Below are 18,228 nucleotides of genomic sequence, written 5' to 3' on the forward strand. Positions count from 1 at the left end.
CACTTTCACAACCGGCGATGACCACGGTAACGGTGGTGTGGACCTGGGTACCGATGACATCTTCAGACCTTTTTCACGTCTAGCCCGGATTCGCCAATGACAACCTCCAGAAGGGAAGGGTCGTATGCGCTGTCTCGTATCTTGAGAATGGAGAGCTGTCGCTTAAGTTCAGATCCTTCACGGGCAAACCGGACCAGCAGCAGGTTATCGACAAGGCTGGACAGATCCGGTGCCGGGGCATCGATATTGCCGCCGAAAATGGTTTCCATCTCCCAGGACGCGATAACGGTAACGCCACGCGAGCGCAGTTCACCCATCAACGCGGTAAACATATCCAGTACCCGGGTTTTATCCGCCGCCACGCGGGTCATGCCACCCAGGCTGTCGATGAACACCCGCTTGATCTGATAGCGGTCGACCGTCGCCAGCAGTTCGTATGCCAGCTTGTCGATAAGCCCTGCGGTAGAAGGGTGCCAGGACAGATGCAGCGCCCCGCTGGACTCCAGTGCCTTGAAATCATGGCCCATGAAACTGGCTTTGAGTCTCAGCCTTTGGGGCGACTCATAAAAGCCGAAATGCAGACCTGGTTCTTCAACGGTGGAGGCGCTGAGGAACTGCAGGCCAAAACAGGTTTTTCCCACGCCCGACGGCCCATACACCAGCGTAATGGACGAGTCCGCCAAGCCACCGCCGATCAAGCCATCCAGGGTCTTGATACCGCTGCTCAGGCGGGTGATGTCTTCGTTATCTTCGTGGGATGGCTGGACGTGCACGCTTTCTATCCGGGGATAGACGGTGATGCCATTGGAGGTGATCTCGAACTCGTGGATGCCGGAAATCGCACCGCTGCCACGGGTCTTGCGCAGTTTGATACGGCGCACCGTGCGCGGGCCAATGGACTCCTCACCCAGCTCGATAACGCCATCGACCATGGTGTGCTCGGGGCTGCCGTCATCAAGCTGCGAGCTGGTCAAGAGAAGCACGGTACAACCGGCAAAAGCGGCGTGGCCTTGTAGCTCAGAGATGAACTTCTTGGTATCCAGCGGTGACTCTGCCTTCGAGCGCGCATTCAGCAACCCGTCAAGAATCATCACCGTGGATTTATGCCGGCTGATCTCTCGGCGCAGCAACTTTACGACTTCGTCCAGCCCTTCGTTTTCCAGGGTGTCGAAGGCACTGACAAACTGGATCTTTGCGCCAATTTCGTTTTTGTCGAAAAAGCTCAGTGTCGACATGAATTCGAATAAACGATCATGGGGTTCGGCCAGCAGCGTGGCGAACAGAACGTGGCCACCATTCTTTACATGGTTGAAACCGAGTTGATTCGCCAGAATGGTTTTGCCTGATCCCGGACGACCTTGAATGATGTAAGAGGCGCCAGCAACGAGTCCGCCTTTGAGTAGTGTATCCAGTCCTTCGATGCCACTATGAAGGCGCTTGAGCTGATCCAAAATTAAGCCCTCTGCCGGTGCTGACCGGCGCGTGTAAAGGTGCGAGCTTCTTCGCAAAAAGGTACGGCCTTGTATTGTTGCCGGTTTACCGGCGTTTTCCAAGCGGCGTCAAGGATTGAGGCATGCACCAGACCAGAGCGTTTAACGGCAAGTAAGTTCCGCACTATCGACCCATCTGCGCCTTTATCGTCAGATGGATTTTAAAAAATCAGGAAGCGCTATTTCTCTTTCCAGTGATTTACGTCTAGTTTGATGTCCCGACATAAATACAAAAAACTCAGGAGACATTGATGCAACCGATTCGTCTCGGTCTGGTGGGCTACGGCAAGATCGCCCAGGACCAACACGTTCCCGCTATCCGCGCCAACCCCGCGTTCCAGCTGGTAGCCGTTGCCACTCAGGGGCAGCCCTGCGCCGGGGTGGAGAACTTCACGTCCCTGGGTGAGCTGCTGGCAAATGGCCCTGCGGTTGATGCGATTGCCTTCTGCACGCCGCCGCAAGGCCGTTTCGCCCTGGTACAGCAGGCCCTGGCCGCCGGTAAGCACGTATTGGTAGAGAAACCGCCGTGCGCCACCCTGGGCGAGGCGATGGCCTTGGTCAGCCAGGTTGAGGCGCAGGGTGTCAGCGGCCTGTTTGCCTGGCATTCGCGTTATGCACCGGGTATCGAAGTCGCTCGAAGCTGGCTGGCCACTCGCACCCTGCAAAGCGTGCAGATCGACTGGAAGGAAGATGTGCGCAAATGGCACCCCGGCCAGACCTGGATCTGGCAGCCCGGTGGCCTGGGCGTCTTCGATCCGGGCATCAATGCCTTGTCCATCGTCACCCATCTGTTGGCGCTGCCGCTATTCGTCGAATCCGCCGAGCTGCGCGTGCCGGACAACTGCCAGTCGCCCATCGCCGCCAGCATCAAGATGTCGGACGCGCAGCAACTCGATGTGCGTGCGGAGTTCGATTTTGACCACGGCCATGACGAGCTTTGGAGCATCGAGATTCGGTGTACCGAAGGCGTCCTGCGTCTGGACAACGGCGGTGCGCTGCTAAGTATCGACGGCGTGGCTCAGGCGGTGTCGGAGGAGGGCGAATACGCGGCGGTGTACCGGCATTTTCAGCAGTTGATTGGCGACAAGGCCAGCGACCTGGACCTGCAACCACTGCGGCTGGTGGCAGACAGTTTTTTTGTCGGCAGCCGGACGTTGGTTGAGGCGTTTTACGATTGATTGTGGCAACACATCTTTTGCAGGACTGGCTTAAGCCGGAAGGGCAATCTCGCGGCTGAAGTTGCTCCTGCGCAATTGCATCTCGAGCGCAAACCGCCTGACACATGCTGGTCACCGCAACACCGGGCATTCACCACCTGCACTCAAAAAAAACGCCGGAAACGGGTTCCGGCGTTTTCATGAGCGTCGATCAGCGACCGAGCATGACCGTCTGCAGGCGCGTTTGTGCCTGCTGCACATTCTTGGCCTGGACGGTGAGGTCCTGCAGCAGCGTGTTCAACTCGGTTTGCACTTTCGGATCGCTGACTTTGACGATTGCGCCATTGATCTCGATCTTGTCTTTATGCGCAGTCACATAGTCAGCAATTTTCAGGCTGCTATCGAAGGTGCTGTTGATCTGCGGCAGGATCTCCTTGAAGGTGTTGGCCGGCAGGCTCACGGTCTTCTCATAGGCCTTGTCGTACACCACTTTCAGGTCATCCGGCTGCTTGAGCTGGGCATGGGCGGCGTCGGCCTTGGCCTGCTCTGTGGTGAGCTGCGTGCCCATATCATTGAGGCCGGCCTGGATCTGCTTGAAGTCGTCGCGATGGGCGATCACGTCATTGAGCGAGCGCACGGCACCTTTTTGAATAAGGCCGTTGAGGGGCTTCACCGAGTTATCCATACCGGTATTGAAGTCAGTAATGACCGCGTATTGAGTGGCGTAATCACCGAACGACTTGGCTTCTTCCGGCGTCAGTTTGGGCACCCGTACGCCAGGTTTGTCGATGATGCGGGTCTGCAGAAACTGCGAGAAGGCAGCGCGCTGTTCCGGCTCCTTGTTACCGCATGCGGCCAGTACTAATGGAAGAGCCAAGACCAGCAGCAGGTGAGGGCGAATCATGAACTTCATGTAAGTAATCTCCAGAGTACGACGATAACGACAGGCACAGATCGCCCCTGCCCAGGGTGCGCAGGCTTAAAGCGTGAGCTGAGATAAGCAGACCCTGTGATGGCTTTTCAGTTCACTGCCGGGCTGCTTTGTAACGGATTGTTTGCCAAACCATCGATTTAATCAAAAAATCGCAACTCTATGAATTGCAATGAGCTTTTGTGTAGGAGCTGCCGAAGGCAGCGAACCGGTGCTTGCAGCTATATCGCTTTCGCAGCCTTCGGCAGCTCCTGCTGGGGTTATCCGATCAACCCCCACAACGCCCAAAGCGGCCTGTCCAATGACTTCATGGCATGCCGACAGTTTGCCGGGTTGAATACCACGCCATTGATGCCCGGCGTCCACCATCCTGCGCCCTCCCGAAACCATTCTCCCGGGGACAGCACCAAATAGAACTCGGTCGGCGGATGTTGATGAAAGGGATAGGCCACATGGGGCTGCAGCAGCGAAAGCCCCAGGGTCATGGTCGTGCAGTCGATGGGCGCGCCGGGGCCGACCAGCCAGCAATTGCGGTGCCGGGATACGAAGTGATTGTCCTGATCGCGCTGGGCCTGCCGCGAACGCCAGCGCAGGGCCGGCAGTAGCGCGCGGAAGTGCTCGATCAATGTCGCACTCTGCGGGCTGTGGGTCGCCAGGGTATCGATCGCTGATGCCAGATCACCGTGAAAGTCCATCGGCAACGACTCCCCGGGTGCTGCTTCGCCGGCGATCGAAAGCACCGCCTCAGATAGCGCCCGTTGGCACAAGTCGAGGTCTTGCGCCGCTATGCCACTGGCCTGCCCATGCTGTGAAAGTTGCGAGCCAATCGCTGCGAGCAAGCCATAAGCACTGCTCAGAAGAGGCTCATCATCGATTGCTTGAGTCATGCAGTAGCTCCAGTAAAGCCTGGCCAGTGCGGCAGATTAACGTGGAATGAGATTGTGGATTTGTGAACTCGAGCAGACGCCTGAATATGAGTCAAAGCGAAGGCTGATGCTACTGTAAGAGGCGTATTCTCATCCTCATGATGCCGCTCATATGAACCCGATCGATCTGTTGTCGTTTCAACGCATCATCAACGCTCACGGCAAACCCGAGGGCGCGGCGTATTTCGATGAAGAAGAAAGCATCGTGCATGACGTGTTTTGCGAGCGCATCGTGTTCCAGACCAACTATATGGACAACTGCACCTACGCGGTCGATATCGCCGAGGGTGGAATTCAGGTGCGCAAGATGCGGCTGGATAACTACAACCGCGGCCACAAGGCGCAGATGATCGATGACGAAATGGATGACGAGGACTGGGCGGAGCTGGAGGGGCTTTGGCAGCGTCTCTCCAGGGACCTGGACACCCAGCAGCAGGGGCCGCAGCCCGATCTGGCCGAGACCCTGAGCGACCTGTTCTATGGCCTGTTCGACGAAGCGCAGGCGCAGACCCTGATTCAGAATATCCCGGCGGCTACCGGACAGAGGGACTGGGCCTGGACCCAGGTCACGGCAGCGCTGGCCGAGACCCATCAGTTGGCTCAATTCGAATGGAAGGAGTGGCCGTCCTATGGAGTCGAGGCTGTGAATGCCCTGGCACCGCTGCGGCAGTCGGGTATCGAAATCCCTGTACCTGACGACAAGACCATCGCCGCCGTCAACCGCGCCAGCGATTGGGAGCGGGCACTGCTGCGCTACTTCAACGCGCAACTGGAGGCTCATGATTTGAAGCTGTTGGCCTTGGGCGCGCATTTCGATGAATACCAGACCTTTGCCTGCCTGCCCATGAACGGTCTGGGGCTGGCCAATGCGCTGGAACTCATGGGCAAGTTGGGGATCGTCTACAAATATTGAGCCTTGTACGCCGCGAGACACGCTCGATGCATCCTTGTCGTTCCGGTTTCTCTAAGACCCTGCGGTAGTCAGGTTGAACTCCTCACCCCACGCTCACTCTGTATCTCAGGCAATGACGGGGTGGCGACGATGAAAGCGCAAACAGATATCGGCCAGCAACGCGGCACGTTGTACGAAACCGATCTTCCGGCACGCCTGGACCGCCTGCCCTGGGGGCGGTTTCATAGCTTGCTGGTGTTCGCCCTCGGCATTACCTGGCTGCTCGATGGTCTTGAGGTAACGCTGGCAGGTTCCGTGTCCGGGGCGCTTAAAAGCAGCCCCGGCCTGCAGATGAGCAACTTCGATATCGGTCTTGCCGGTGGCGTGTATATCGCTGGCGCGGTACTCGGCGCGTTGTTTTTCGGCTGGTTGACCGACCGCCTCGGGCGGCGCAAGTTGTTCTTCATCACCCTCTGGCTATACGTCGGTGCTACGGCGGCGACGGCGTTTTCCTTCAATCTGGAAAGCTTTCTGTTGTTTCGTTTCCTCACCGGCATGGGCATCGGCGGTGAGTACACAGCAATCAATTCGACCATCCAGGAATTTACCCCGGCGCGTTTTCGCGGCTGGGTCGACCTGACCATCAACGGCACCTTCTGGCTCGGCGCCGCCCTGGGTGCGGGCGGGGCGATTATACTGCTCGACCCGCAGACCGTTGGCGGCGACCTGGGTTGGCGCCTGTGTTTCGGTATCGGTGCGGCGCTTGGCCTGGTGATCCTGATCATGCGTCTGTGGCTGCCGGAGAGCCCGCGCTGGCTGTTGATCCACGGCCAACCCGACGAGGCGCGGCGCATTGTCGAAGACATCGAGACACGTTTGCGCGAACAGGGCCATGATGTCCCTGCGGTGACTGGCGAGCCTCTGCGCCTGCACGCGCGCAGCCATACGCCACTGGGCGAGGTCTTCCACACCCTGTTCGTCAGTTTCCGACGCCGCGCGTTGGTCGGCATGACATTGCTCACCGCTCAGGCGTTTTTCTATAACGCCATCTTCTTCACCTACGCCCTGGTCCTTACTGATTTCTATCAGGTACCCGCCGAGCATGTCGGTTGGTACGTGTTGCCGTTGGCATTGGGTAACTTCTGCGGGCCGTTGCTGCTCGGTCGTTTGTTCGACCTGATCGGGCGACGCATCATGATCAGCCTGACCTACGCGATCTCCGCCGTGCTGCTGAGCATCAGCGGCTATTGCTTCGAGCAGGGCTGGTTCGATGTGACGCAACAGGCCATCGCCTGGATGGTGATTTTTTTCTTCGCATCGGCCGCCGCCAGCTCGGCCTACCTGACCGTGGCCGAGACCTTCCCCCTGGAAATCCGCGCTCTGGCGATTGCTGTGTTCTACGCCTTCGGCACTGGCCTGGGCGGCATCATCGGGCCGCTGTTGTTTGGCGAACTGATTCAGAGCCAGCAGCGCAGCAGCCTGTTTGTCGGCTACCTGATCGGCGCATTTCTGATGATGTTGGCGGCGGTGGTGCAGGCGATCTGGGGCGTGGCGGCGGAGCGCCAGTCACTGGAGCAGGTGGCGCGACCGTTGTCACAGGCCTGACACAGCCTGGGTCGCCGACCGACGGTCTTGTACACTGGCTCGATATCCCCGCGAGCCACCCTCATGCGCTTCAAGTCCCAAGGTCGTTACCTGTTGATCGGGTTATTCACGGCACTCGTTATCACATTGGCGTTCATCGGCCAGTCCCAGCGTTTCTTCGAGCTGGCCTGGTTCTACCTGAACCAGACGTTTACCGGCGGGCCTGAACATTCCCTGGGGCTGGCGGACTATCGTGCGGTCATTCAGGGCAAGCCTATCGAAGGGCTGACGGACGTGTCGGCGCTTACCTTCGACCCGCAACGCCAGACCCTGTTTACCGTAACCAACAAGCATTCCGAACTGGTAGAGCTGTCACTGGACGGCACGATTCTGCGGCGCATCGCCCTGGTCGGCTTTGGCGACCCTGAAGGTGTGGAATATATTCGGCCCGGCACCTTCGTGATCAGCGACGAGCGCCATCAGCGTTTGATGTCAGTGCAGATCGACGACCATACGACATCCCTGGATGGCGCAACGGCAGGGCAGATGGTGCTGGACCTGGGTGGCCGTAGAAACCGTGGCTTCGAGGGGCTGGCCTTTGATCGTGCGCGCAATCGTCTGTACGTCGCCAACGAGCAGTCGCCGATGTCCATCTATGAAATCAGCGGCTTTCCCGCCACGGGGGATGCGCCGCCCGAGATTCATATCGTGCAGAACCCCGGTCGTGACGCAGACCTGTTCATGACCGACCTGTCGAGCCTGGATTTCGATCAACGTAATAATCACCTGCTGGCCCTGTCGGATCAGTCGCGCCTGCTGGTGGAGTTGGGTACCGATCACAAGCCGGTCGGCACATTGGTGCTGCGCAGTGGCTTTCACGGCCTGAGCCAGACCGTCCCCCAGGCCGAGGGTGTGGCGCTGGATGACGATGGCACTGTCTATCTGGTGAGTGAGCCGAATCTTTTTTATGTGTTCAGGAAGGCTGCGGGTGTCGTACAGGGTACGCAAGGCCGGACAGGGTCTTGACGACTTATCGGCAGGCGCCGCCGTGGCGTCTCTGACACCGCACTGTCGCGCAGCAAACACCTGACCGTATGACCGGCTTTAGCCGGAAGGAGGTCTTTAATGACGCTCTTCCGGCTAAAGCCGGTCCTACGGTTGAGCGGGGTTGCTGACGGGGATTCAGGCTTACCCATCAGGCAAAGGGTAAAGGCCCACGGAATGTGCCGATGGGCACCCAGTGGGTAATCAATCCTGTGTCAGGCTTCCAGTGATGCACTAACAAGGCGGGTGGCTCAACAAAGGAGGCTTGCGGCGCATCCGCTTGCAGCCTCAGGGCAATGGCGGTGGTGGTACTGGGAGCGGTGCATAGCAGGGAGCCGCCGAAGCGCAGTTGCATGGCACGGTGAATATGCCCGCACACGATTCGCTCGACCGCCGGATAGCGCTCGACCACCTGCGCCAGCCGTTGGGCATTGCGGCAGGCGTAGGTATCGATGTAGGGAATGCCGCTGAGGAACGGCGGTTGGTGCAGCATGATCAGAGTAGGGCGCTCGGGTTCCTGTGCCAGGGCTGTTTCAAGCCAATGCTGCGCCGCTTCGCTCATGTCGCCGTGATGCTCGCCGGGCACGGTGATGTCCAGGCCAATGATCCGCACCGGTCCGAGGCTTGACTCAACGAAGTGCAACGGCCCGTCGCCTGCTGCGCTTTGGGTTTGGGCGAAAGCAGATCTGAACAACGCGTGGTCGTCATGATTGCCGGGAATCAGCAGTAACGGTTGCTTGATTTTTGCCAGCAGCGCTTGCGCCATTTCATACTCGGCCGGTAGCCCTTCATCGACTATATCGCCGGTAATGATCACGACATCCGGGCAGGGGCGCAGAGCGTCAAGATGCTCGATGGCTTGCTCGCACATGGTGTTTGAGTCCACCAGGCCCTGATACAGGACGCCATGGGGTCTGATATGCAGGTCTGACAATTGGGCGATAAGCACTGTGTGTCCTCCAGTGTTTTCGGGGCATTATTGGTCTTTCAAGTCATGGCGCCTTTCGCTGGCTCAGCTTGCCACTCTATGTTCAGGAACGTTGCGATGATGAAACTTGTGCGCCGGATGAAGGCATTTTTCGCTCCCGCAGAGCGCACTGATGTATTGCTTGACGTCACCGTATCGACAGCGTCGCTTTCCGCCATGTCTCCACCGGCATGCCCTCCATTAGGGCCGTCCGCTGAACCGTTGCGCAATCGTTATATGACGTATATCGCCCAGGTTGAGAGGCTTGCCATACCCGTGGTCGATGAGGCGCTGCGAGAGACCGGGCAGCACTTGGCCAGGGATCTGCTGGCCAAGGCCGTCGATTTGGGCAGCAGCAAAGCCCATGAATTCTCCCCGGATATCTACTGGCTGGTCCAGAGCGCGACGCTCGCCTCGCTATATGCCGATGGCCCGCAATCGGATGAATTTGCCGCTTACCGCAAGCATGTTCATTACTGCAAGGACATGGCGCCGACCACGGCCCGGGTCTGGGCATTCGACCTCTACGTCATTGCCCGCCTGCCTGAAGATCCAGCGCGGGATGAGGCGCTTCTGGCACGCCTTGCGAGCTTTGTTCGAGAGCCAAACGAGCCCGTCCCTCAAGCAGCGGATATCGACGAATTGCTGCTCTACATCCCGCGTTTATATCCCGATGGCGTCGCCATCAAGACCTATGCAGTTCGTGAAGGCACCTATTGGCCGGACTACCACTCAGTGGTTGCCGATTTCTACAGTCTGCTGGCAAAGGACTGTTGGGAAGATGTGCAGTACAACCTGCATGGCGCAGCAACCATGCTGAAAAATCCGGCCTATATCGTCCAGGCCAATCTCGCGGAGATACAGAGCATGTTGACCTGGTGCACCAGAGGCGAGCGCTTTTGCGATGGGCATTGGGGGGCGATGATCGAGAAGGGGAGTGTGCTGCAGATCCTGCAGAGACTGGCGGGGTTGCGCGCACAGATGTGAGATGTCGCGCAGCAAACACGGAACCTGCAGGATATCGCAAGGAGCGAACCGTGGGAGCATTCATGCTGTATGCCCTGAAAGCGCTGCATCTGTGTCTACCGCCCACATCGCCCTGATTGCTACGGTCCCCCTCCATCGTTATTCAATGAGAGGCAGCCATGGAACTCACGGGCATTCCCTTCGGCACCAGCGACTGGTCGACCATCGAGGCCGTCCCACATCCCGGCGAGACCGGTACGGCCTTTTGGCGTACCTGCCAGTTCGGCTCGATCCGTGTGCGCATGGTCGAATACAGCCCCGGCTACCTGGCCGATCACTGGTGCTGGAAGGGCCATATCCTGCTGTGCCTCGAAGGTGAGCTGCATACCGAGTTGGAGGACGGTCGGCAGTTCGTCCTGACCGCCGGAATGAGCTATCAGGTGGGCGACAAGGCCGAAGGGCACCGGTCATTTACCGCGAGCGGCGCCAAGCTGTTTATTGTCGATTAGTCACATGGCAATGAAATCGCGCACCGCCTGAATGGTTTGCGTCGGCGCTTCCTCCATCAACCAATGTCCCGCCCCCGGAATCACCACTTCCTTCACATTGTCCGCAGCGTTGCGCATCACGATCGCCTCATTGCTGCCGAAGGATTTCTCGCCGCCCACCGCCATCACCGGCATGGTCAAGTGCTTCTGCATGACCGGCTTATTGTCGATTTCATCCTGGCGAATGCTGCGGAACTGGGCGAAGGCCGCATGCATGGCACCGGGGCGAGCGTAGAGTTTGGCGTAGTGCCTGCGCGTGCCTTCATCGATCTTGCTCGGTGTGCCGGCGAACTCATTCCAGAAGCGGTCAAGGTAGATGCGCTCACGCCCGGCCACCAGGCGCTCCATGTCCGGGCCGCCGAAGTCGAAGTGCCACAGCATCGGCGAGCGCACGATGTCGTTCCACGGCGTGATGCCCGGCACCGGCGCATCCATCACCACCAGGCGATCAGTGCGTTGCGGATAACGCGCGGCATAGGCGAACGCGACCATGGTGCCGATGTCATGGCCGATGATCACCGAGTGCTCGATCTTCAGTACGTTCAACACCTCGCGTATATCACCGGCCTGGGTCTTCTTGTCATAACCGGACTGGGGGATCGACGATAGGCCCATGCCCCGTAGGTCCGGCACCACCACCGTATGATCCCGCGCCAGATCGGCCGCCAGCGGCGCCCACATATCGCCGGTATCGCCGAAGCCGTGCAACAACACCACGGCCGGACCTTTGCCGCCGACGCGAACGTGCATCGTCGCACCGTCGACGGCGATGTCCCGGGTTTGAAAGGCCGCGGGAAAAGGCGTTACGTCAGCATGGGCCTGACCGCTCAGGGCCATTAGTGCGAGAGCGCTCAACAGATAGCGGGTCATGACGGTGACTCCAGTTGTTTAAGTAGGGGGAGGGCACGATGGAGGAGCGTAGACGCATTCCGGATGAACGGTGCACTACTTGAGCCACCGAAGGCTGCGAGCCCGGTATTTCTGCCCGACCCATTCGCAGCCATCGGCAGCTCCTGCCAAGAGCGGATGTCCATGCAGTCGTCCACTGCGACAACATCCTCATCCTCTGTTATATCTGTGCCATGGCGCCTGTAACCCGCGCGCCGCCTATCCCTGCCAGCACAGAGGCGCAGATGCTCTTACACCGCTCAACCTGGATTGAAATCGAACAATTCCTCACTCACAGCCGCACCATCGTCGTGCCCATCGGCTCCAACGAGCAGCACGGTCCCACCGGTCTGTTGGGCACCGACTGGATGTGTCCGGAAATCATTGCCCATGAGGCCCAGGCCAGCGCCGATATCCTCATCGGCCCGACCTTCAATATCGGCATGGCACAACATCATCTGGGCTTCCCCGGTACCATCTCCCTGCGCCCCTCGACCTTTATCGCCGCCATCGGTGACTGGGTTCGTTCGCTGGCAGGGCACGGTTTCGAAAAAATTCTCTTCCTCAATGGCCATGGCGGCAATATCGCCACCATTGAAGCGGCATTCTCCGAGCTGTACGCCGAAGCCAGTTTCGGCCGGCGCCCCGCAGGCTTTGCCTTGAAGCTGTGTAACTGGTGGGATCTGGAGGGCGTTAATGCCCTGGCCAACCAACAATTCCCTGTCGGCCATGGCAGCCATGCCACGCCTTCGGAAATCGCCATCACCCAATGGGCCTACCCGGAGTCGATCAAGACCGCCGACTACCAGCCGCAAATCGCCGCGACCGGTCCCATCCGCGAAGCCCTGGACTTCCGCGCACGCTTCCCTGATGGCCGTATGGGCTCCGACCCGGCTCTGGCTACGCCGGAAAAAGGCGGCGAACTGGTCAAACTGGCGGCGCAGGGGCTGGTGCGGGCGGTGGAGGCGTTCAGTCGGGAGGTGTCGCCGCAGTGAAGTCGCAGAGCCTTTGATGAAACCTAAACTGCCGCCCCGGTTGATCCAGTCGACGACCTCTGTCGTGACCGAAGGCAAGCCCGTCTTGGATCATCCACCTTACTGGCATTCGGACGATGGTTTGCATGCCCATCCGGGCCTGTCAGTGATGGGATTTATTTTTGTCGTCGTCATCGCGATCTGTTTGCCGTTTTACGCTCTGGCGTTATTGGTTATCACCGTTGCCGAGGCGCTCAAGGGGTTGCCGTTGTCCTATATGCAAACGCTGGGCAGCCCCATGTTTTTCGGGTCCATGATCGGCACCGCGTTGCTAGGCGCGGTGGCGGTTCGTTGGGCGGCGTCTGGCCCGACCGTGGCAAGGTTCAGCTTCGATGAGTCGCGACAAATCATGACCTTCACTGAGCTCCGCTCTATGCGAAAGCCCGCTGAAATCACGGTGGCCTACAGTGCAATCCAGTCGATTACCCCCTATCTGCTTTATAGCTATGCCAGGTCCGGGCACTACCAGGTGAGTTACATCGGCGCCAACGGTAAGCCGACCGAACGTCGCTTCGGCCTGGACATTCCACTTGAGCAAATGGAGTTTCATGCAACCTGGTTGCGGCGCTCCCTCGGCGAGCGCATGCAGGAGGTTATGCAACTGGATTTGTAGTGACTGGATTCAAGCAATGCATCGACGGGAGCCACGAAACGCCTGAATTGCCAAGTCGGTCTCATCCTTGTTGCCTTGTGCCGTGCCATCAGTTGCTCAACCGTCGGGCGACGGGTATTCAGGACGCCGACAAAACACTCGCGCCCGCTAAACAGGAGTTACCCGTGACGAATGACCGTTCCTGCGCCTGGCTGCTTGCCGGCCTGCTCGCCTTACCCTGGCTCGCCCATGGCGCCACCGCCACGAAAACCGAGCCTGCCGAGAGCAAATGGTCAAAGAGCTTCCATGTCTACGGTTCCACGGCGGCGGAGGGCGGCGAATGCGTTGCCGGGGACGCGACCAAGGAAGGCATGGACGGCCGCGCCTACGTCTACTTCAAAGACAGCAAGACCCGCCAGCCACGCTGGATGACCGCCATCCCGCTGGCGGACGTCGACATGTACCAGAACCGCGCTACCCATTGCTTTGCCATGGGCGGGTCGCTGTTCGTATTGGTCCAGACCGACACCAATCAGGCGACCTCCCTGTCGCAGACCCTACTGAGCGTGACGGAATTGTCCCCGGCCACCGGGAAAATAATCAGCAATCAGGACGTGGATATTCCTGGTATCGATGACGCTTATTCAGCCTGGGTGGAGAAAGGCGGCAAGGGTTTTCACGAAGAGAATGGGCAGATTCGCATTGCCGGGCAGTATTTCATGATGGAGACCCCCGAGAAGCGCATGCCGTTTAATTTTATGGTGGCGGCGCATCCAGCGAAAAAACCGTGATGGGCCTGGCTTGCATACTCTATAAGCGTGATTTCGTAATGATTAATTTCATCTGAAACATCCGCTTTGAGGAGCCTGAGTCGTGTCGGCAAATAACAACAGGGCAGCCACGCCTGATCCCGCCTGGAGAGTGTTTCTGATCTTCCTGCGCCTGGGGCTGACCTCATTCGGCGGCCCGATTGCCCATCTTGGTTACTTTCGTGAAGAGTTCGTCGTTCGGCGCCAATGGCTCAGTGAACGCAGTTATATCGATCTGGTCGCCCTCTGCCAGTTTCTTCCAGGCCCGGCAAGCAGCCAGGTCGGCATAGGCATCGGCCTGTCTCGCGCCGGATTTTCAGGCGCCGTCGCCGCCTGGGCAGGGTTCACGCTGCCTTCAGCGGTCGTCCTGATGCTGTTCGCCCAGGGGCTCTCCACTTGGGGCGAGGCTCTGCCAAACGGACTGCTGCACGGCCTCAAGATAGTCGCGGTCGCTGTTGTCGCGCAGGCGGTATGGGGCATGGCACGTAATCTTTGCACCGACGTACCGCGCGTGACCCTCACTGCGTTCTCCGCCGGTGCTGCACTCCTGTGGCCCAGTGCCGTGGTGCAGATAGGCGTGATTGGCTGCACCGCTGGCATAGGCTTGCTGCTGTTCAAGCCCGTGCACGCGAAGATTGACGAGTCTCTGCCATTCGCGATCAGCCGCAAAGCAGGTCTGATATCGCTTTTGTTGTTCTTCGGCTTACTGGCTGGCCTGCCATTGCTGATTCAGGCTGTGCCGTCTCAGGCTCTGAGCATGGTAAATGCCTTTTACCGCGCGGGCTCATTGGTGTTCGGTGGCGGTCATGTGGTGTTGCCGTTGCTTCAGTCTGCCACTGTCCCCAACGGCTGGGTGGGCAACGACACTTTTCTCGCCGGATATGGCCTGGCCCAGGCCGTGCCCGGCCCGCTTTTTACGTTCGCGGCATTTCTCGGCGCATCCATGAACGTGCCGCCTTCTGGCTGGGCCGGCGCCATGATCTGCCTCGTCGCGATTTTTGCGCCGTCATTCCTGCTGGTGATCGGCGTATTGCCATTCTGGGAAAGGCTGCGCCATAGCTTGTGCACACAAGCGGCGCTCGCCGGTGTCAACGCAGGGGTAGTGGGACTGCTTCTGGCCGCGTTGTACAACCCGGTCTGGACCAGTGCCATCGTGCAGCCACTGGACTTCGGCCTGGCCCTGATCGCCCTGGTGGCCCTGATGTTCTGGAAGGTGTCGCCCTGGGTCGTCGTGTTGGGCAGTGGCTTGTGTGGATGGCTGCTTGGCGCGTTTGTTTGAGACAAACCGTTTCGGGGCGTTGGCGCAGGCTTTTGCCTTTCACCTTCACGCCTGCAGCTCACCCGACGAATACAACGCCGTCGATACGTCTTGAGGATTACGCAGGCATGCCCGGATTTGCGGGGCCAGCGCCGCCTCAAACGGCGCGAAGGATCGGACCCGGGAGTTCTGCGCAACGCTCATGGCCTCAGCCAGATAATGCTCCGTCGCGACGCCATCGCCGGCCAGCGCCGCCTGCAGGGCATGGCAACGCGGTGCCAGTGTCGGCGAGTACCAGTCGATATCGCGATTGAGCAACGGCACATTCAATATCCCGGCGTCGCCATGGGCCATCGCCCGACAGAAATCCAGTTCACGACGCACGATGGCAATGCTTGCAGCGCAGGGACCCAGGGCCTTCGGGTTGGCGTCGAGCAAGTCTTTCAACTCGTCATCAAGGCGCAGCGCCGCATTCCAGTCACCGGTGACTTGCAAAGCCGCAAGGCGGAAGGACAGCGCCACCAACGGCATGGGCATGGGTTGTCGGGCCAGGGTTTCCATATCCGCAGCGGGCAACTGCGCCGCATCGACGCCTGACACATACAGCGCCAACAAGCGCGAATAAGCAAAATCGGCACTGTGTTCATCAGGTCTGCGCCACCAGCTCAGCAACTGCGCACCATCGCTCGGCATGCCTCTGTTGGTGGGCACCAGGTTGGCCAGCCCGATAGCCAGGTTGACTGCGGCAAACGCTAATACCACACCGCCATGGGGCCAGGCGATGACCGCGCAGGCCAGGCAAACGCCGCCAATCATCAGGTTTACCAGCGGGCCCATGGCGATAAACAACAGCTTGGCGTGGCGAACGGGCCGATCGGGCGCATTCGCCGCAAACACAAAGCCCAGCCACGACTGCCCCTTGCTCCCCTTTGTCCACCGGGCTCGAACCCCGTGGCGCAAGGCCTGAATATCGATGGCAAAGACCCTTGCCTGTAACACCGTCATCCCGCCCAGCCATGCACCCAGCCAGTGACCGGCTTCATGCAGGGCAGTGGCAAGGAAGCCCAGCACGATCACTCCCAGAATGGTGGAAAAGGGCTGCGCACCCATGTCAAACGACATGCCCAAGGTAAAGCCCGCGATGAAAAAGCCCGCAAAGCTCAAGGCAATCTGCAACGCGCGCATTAGAAAACTGAATAGTACCGAGCGGATCTTCATAGTGTTTTTACGGGCTGGCCTTGATACGCCGCCTGCAACTGACTCGCCCACTGGGACAAGGCCGGAAAAGCAAACAGGCTCAGCAGGCATAGCTGAGCGACAAGAGGTATGCTGGTTAACATGGCGAGCCCATTCAGGGGGTTCCTGGTTATAAAAAAGTTTCTCAGCAAATCCTCCGGCTTTTCCTGGGACACTGTCAAACCCCGAAAAACCGCTGTGTGAACAACGCGACGTTTCAGAAAAATTTGATCAGATCGGGACACTTTCTCCCTGACACTGAGGTTTGAATGCCCCAATTAAAGACCGGAGGCTTCGCAACTTCACTGCCAATACACTTCAGGTTCTATTGGCCAGCGACAGGGATTGTTGGCGTCCCGCTCCCCGCCTTGGGGTTGGGCTGCTCCAGTTCCGAAGCAAGGACTCGAGACCTTTATGAAACTGACGAAAATCATCTGTTCCTTTGCACTTTGTGCCCTGTCACTCATAGCTTTTGCTGCCAGCAAAGACGATGACCCGCTGCGCAACGTCGACCTGGCCCGTGCCTACATCGCCGCCCGTGCCCCCACCGCGAAACTCGACTGCCACAAGAACGCATACAATTACCCCGAATGCACCGCCGACGGCTACGAAATCGGCGGCTACGGCTGCGACAGCGACGGTTTTTACGCAGGCGTCTACGCCGAGGAAGGCGTCACCCTTGCCGACAACATCAACCTGGACCTGACCCAACCCATCGCCCACCTGTCCAAAGGGCAGTTCGTCTGCATTCAGGTCGTCGGCAAAAAAGAAGAAACCCTGCGCTACTACATCCAGGCCGTACCGGTCGCCACCTTGGAAAACTGCAAATACATCGCTATTTGCACTGACTACGGCGAACGCCCCGTGCAATGGTTCAAACCCGTCACTGGTAAACCCTGCACCCGAGTGGGTACAAACTTCACCGGCCGGGGCTACACCTATACCGGCGACTGCGCGGCGGGGTGGGTGGGCAAGGAAGCACTGGATGAGTTTTCCATGGGGCTGAAACCGAAGTGATCAGGTTTACGCGGTGGTCGAGGGCTTGCCTTGGCGGGAGAACGGGCGTGGACGTGTATCGGCAAGTTGATCAATCCGCTTCACAAACCGAACCCAATACGCCGACATTTGAAATGCCGATGCAGGGCAGTGAGCTTCATTCCACTTCGCCTGACGGGCGCTACTGCGTGCGAGTAATTCCCTGGGAGGCACGTAATACGCTTTGGGTGTATTCGCCCTGCATTGTTGATACGCGGCTGGGGATGTGTGTTTTTCGCTTTACCGATGCATGTTGGTCGGTGGATCGGTCGGTTTGGCTGAGCGATACGCTGGTGCAGCTTGAGTTGCGCAAATTTCCGGGGAACAGGGCGGGGGGCGGGGTGGTGGTTGATTGTGAGCGGGGCGTTGCGTACGGGGATGAAGGGAAAAGTGTTGCGTTATCGCAGCTGGAGAGTGAGCTTGAAACAAGGAGCAAGCATGGACATGCAAACCCAACATGATCGCCTGGAAGGCTCCTGCCATTGTGGAAAAGTACGTCTTGCGCTTGCCCATCCGCCCGTACACGCCATCAAATGCAATTGTTCGATCTGCATCAGGCTGGGTGCGCTTTGGGCTCATTACGACGCGGCAAGCGTAGACATTGTCGGGCACCCGGAACACACCGCCTCATACGTCTGGGGTAAGGAAACCCTAAGGACGATCCGCTGCAGCGCCTGCGGCTGCGTTACCCATTGGGAGGCGATTTCGCCCGAGGCGGGTGTCGACATTGGCGTGAACATCAACAACTTTGGTCAAGCGCTGATCCGGGCAACCCCCGTGCGGTTGTTTGACGGGGCCGATAGCTGGGCATATCTGGACTAAGTCTCCACAGAGTGCGGGGCTCAGTGCGCGTGGCCCCGCCACTGAGCTC

Annotated in this window: 19 protein-coding genes; 13 read left to right on the plus strand and 6 right to left on the minus strand. The window is 59.0% G+C overall.

Features of this window, described 5'->3' with window-relative positions; genetic code table 11:
• Window positions 1-62 precede the first annotated feature (62 nt).
• Window positions 63-1,454 (minus strand): ATPase domain-containing protein, encoded by a 1,392-nt coding sequence (locus AC1Z24_RS10145; RefSeq protein WP_483746587.1) that lies wholly within the window; start codon window positions 1,452-1,454, stop codon window positions 63-65.
• A 287-nt stretch (window positions 1,455-1,741) separates the two neighbouring features.
• On the opposite strand from AC1Z24_RS10145, the gene AC1Z24_RS10150 reads away from it, so the two are divergent.
• Window positions 1,742-2,668: a Gfo/Idh/MocA family protein gene (locus tag AC1Z24_RS10150; protein ID WP_483745522.1), complete on the plus strand. Its 927-nt coding sequence runs from the start codon at window positions 1,742-1,744 to the stop codon at window positions 2,666-2,668.
• 190 nt (window positions 2,669-2,858) lie between these two features.
• Here the strand turns inward: AC1Z24_RS10150 and AC1Z24_RS10155 are convergent, their stop codons facing one another.
• Together AC1Z24_RS10155 and AC1Z24_RS10160 are read right to left on the minus strand one after the other, a co-directional pair.
• A complete protein-coding gene (locus tag AC1Z24_RS10155; protein WP_483745523.1) occupies window positions 2,859-3,560 on the minus strand; it encodes a DUF3053 domain-containing protein in 702 nt (233 codons plus the stop codon).
• 278 nt (window positions 3,561-3,838) lie between these two features.
• Window positions 3,839-4,465 carry a dimethylsulfonioproprionate lyase family protein gene (locus AC1Z24_RS10160; protein ID WP_483745524.1) on the minus strand — a complete coding sequence of 209 codons (627 nt, stop codon included), beginning with the start codon at window positions 4,463-4,465 and terminating at the stop codon, window positions 3,839-3,841.
• Window positions 4,466-4,616: 151 nt separating this feature from the next.
• Here AC1Z24_RS10160 and AC1Z24_RS10165 point away from each other — a divergent pair, with 151 nt between their 5' ends.
• The 3 genes from AC1Z24_RS10165 to AC1Z24_RS10175 all read left to right on the plus strand — a co-directional run bounded on the left by AC1Z24_RS10165 (window position 4,617) and on the right by AC1Z24_RS10175 (window position 8,006).
• Complete coding sequence (locus AC1Z24_RS10165; protein WP_483745525.1) at window positions 4,617-5,417, plus strand: DUF6630 family protein; 801 nt, start codon at window positions 4,617-4,619, stop codon at window positions 5,415-5,417.
• Window positions 5,418-5,546: 129 nt separating this feature from the next.
• Window positions 5,547-7,001, plus strand: a complete 1,455-nt coding sequence (locus AC1Z24_RS10170; protein WP_483745526.1) for an MFS transporter — start codon at window positions 5,547-5,549, stop codon at window positions 6,999-7,001.
• 63 nt (window positions 7,002-7,064) lie between these two features.
• Window positions 7,065-8,006: an SdiA-regulated domain-containing protein gene (locus AC1Z24_RS10175; protein WP_483745527.1), complete on the plus strand. Its 942-nt coding sequence runs from the start codon at window positions 7,065-7,067 to the stop codon at window positions 8,004-8,006.
• A 169-nt stretch (window positions 8,007-8,175) separates the two neighbouring features.
• Here the strand turns inward: AC1Z24_RS10175 and AC1Z24_RS10180 are convergent, their stop codons facing one another.
• Window positions 8,176-8,973: a phosphodiesterase gene (locus AC1Z24_RS10180; protein ID WP_483745528.1), complete on the minus strand. Its 798-nt coding sequence runs from the start codon at window positions 8,971-8,973 to the stop codon at window positions 8,176-8,178.
• A 96-nt stretch (window positions 8,974-9,069) separates the two neighbouring features.
• Between AC1Z24_RS10180 and AC1Z24_RS10185 the strand changes: the two genes are divergently transcribed.
• Both AC1Z24_RS10185 and AC1Z24_RS10190 read left to right on the plus strand, forming a co-directional pair.
• Window positions 9,070-9,978, plus strand: coding sequence for a DUF6508 domain-containing protein (locus AC1Z24_RS10185; protein ID WP_483745529.1), 909 nt, complete (start codon window positions 9,070-9,072; stop codon window positions 9,976-9,978).
• Between the two features lie 158 nt (window positions 9,979-10,136).
• The gene (locus tag AC1Z24_RS10190) at window positions 10,137-10,466 is read left to right on the plus strand and encodes a DHCW motif cupin fold protein (RefSeq protein WP_483745530.1); all 330 of its coding nucleotides are present in this window, start codon (window positions 10,137-10,139) and stop codon (window positions 10,464-10,466) included.
• On the opposite strand, the gene AC1Z24_RS10195 is transcribed toward AC1Z24_RS10190, so the two are convergent.
• Window positions 10,467-11,375, minus strand: a complete 909-nt coding sequence (locus AC1Z24_RS10195; protein WP_483745531.1) for an alpha/beta fold hydrolase — start codon at window positions 11,373-11,375, stop codon at window positions 10,467-10,469.
• Window positions 11,376-11,638: 263 nt separating this feature from the next.
• Here AC1Z24_RS10195 and AC1Z24_RS10200 point away from each other — a divergent pair, with 263 nt between their 5' ends.
• The 4 genes from AC1Z24_RS10200 to chrA all read left to right on the plus strand — a co-directional run bounded on the left by AC1Z24_RS10200 (window position 11,639) and on the right by chrA (window position 15,107).
• Window positions 11,639-12,388, plus strand: a complete 750-nt coding sequence (locus AC1Z24_RS10200; protein ID WP_483745532.1) for a creatininase family protein — start codon at window positions 11,639-11,641, stop codon at window positions 12,386-12,388.
• A gap of 16 nt (window positions 12,389-12,404) precedes the next feature.
• Complete coding sequence (locus AC1Z24_RS10205; protein WP_483745533.1) at window positions 12,405-13,040, plus strand: hypothetical protein; 636 nt, start codon at window positions 12,405-12,407, stop codon at window positions 13,038-13,040.
• A gap of 164 nt (window positions 13,041-13,204) precedes the next feature.
• Complete coding sequence (locus tag AC1Z24_RS10210; protein ID WP_483745534.1) at window positions 13,205-13,810, plus strand: hypothetical protein; 606 nt, start codon at window positions 13,205-13,207, stop codon at window positions 13,808-13,810.
• 82 nt (window positions 13,811-13,892) lie between these two features.
• Window positions 13,893-15,107 carry a chromate efflux transporter gene (gene chrA, locus AC1Z24_RS10215; protein WP_483745535.1) on the plus strand — a complete coding sequence of 405 codons (1,215 nt, stop codon included), beginning with the start codon at window positions 13,893-13,895 and terminating at the stop codon, window positions 15,105-15,107.
• 45 nt (window positions 15,108-15,152) lie between these two features.
• Here chrA and AC1Z24_RS10220 read toward each other — a convergent pair whose 3' ends face one another.
• A complete protein-coding gene (locus tag AC1Z24_RS10220; protein WP_483745536.1) occupies window positions 15,153-16,271 on the minus strand; it encodes a hypothetical protein in 1,119 nt (372 codons plus the stop codon).
• Between the two features lie 465 nt (window positions 16,272-16,736).
• Between AC1Z24_RS10220 and AC1Z24_RS10225 the strand changes: the two genes are divergently transcribed.
• From AC1Z24_RS10225 to AC1Z24_RS10235, 3 genes are read left to right on the plus strand one after another with little or no spacing between them, the layout of a single operon-like run.
• On the plus strand, window positions 16,737-17,339 hold the full coding sequence (locus AC1Z24_RS10225) for a hypothetical protein (protein WP_483745537.1): 603 nt from the start codon (window positions 16,737-16,739) through the stop codon (window positions 17,337-17,339).
• Window positions 17,340-17,386: 47 nt separating this feature from the next.
• Entirely contained in the window at window positions 17,387-17,818 is a 432-nt protein-coding gene (locus tag AC1Z24_RS10230; protein WP_483745538.1) for a hypothetical protein, read from the plus strand.
• Window positions 17,796-18,179 carry a GFA family protein gene (locus AC1Z24_RS10235; protein WP_483745539.1) on the plus strand — a complete coding sequence of 128 codons (384 nt, stop codon included), beginning with the start codon at window positions 17,796-17,798 and terminating at the stop codon, window positions 18,177-18,179. Before AC1Z24_RS10230 ends, AC1Z24_RS10235 begins: the two co-directional genes overlap by 23 nt.
• Window positions 18,180-18,228 lie beyond the last annotated feature (49 nt).

Source organism: Pseudomonas sp. JL23, assembly GCF_056933585.1.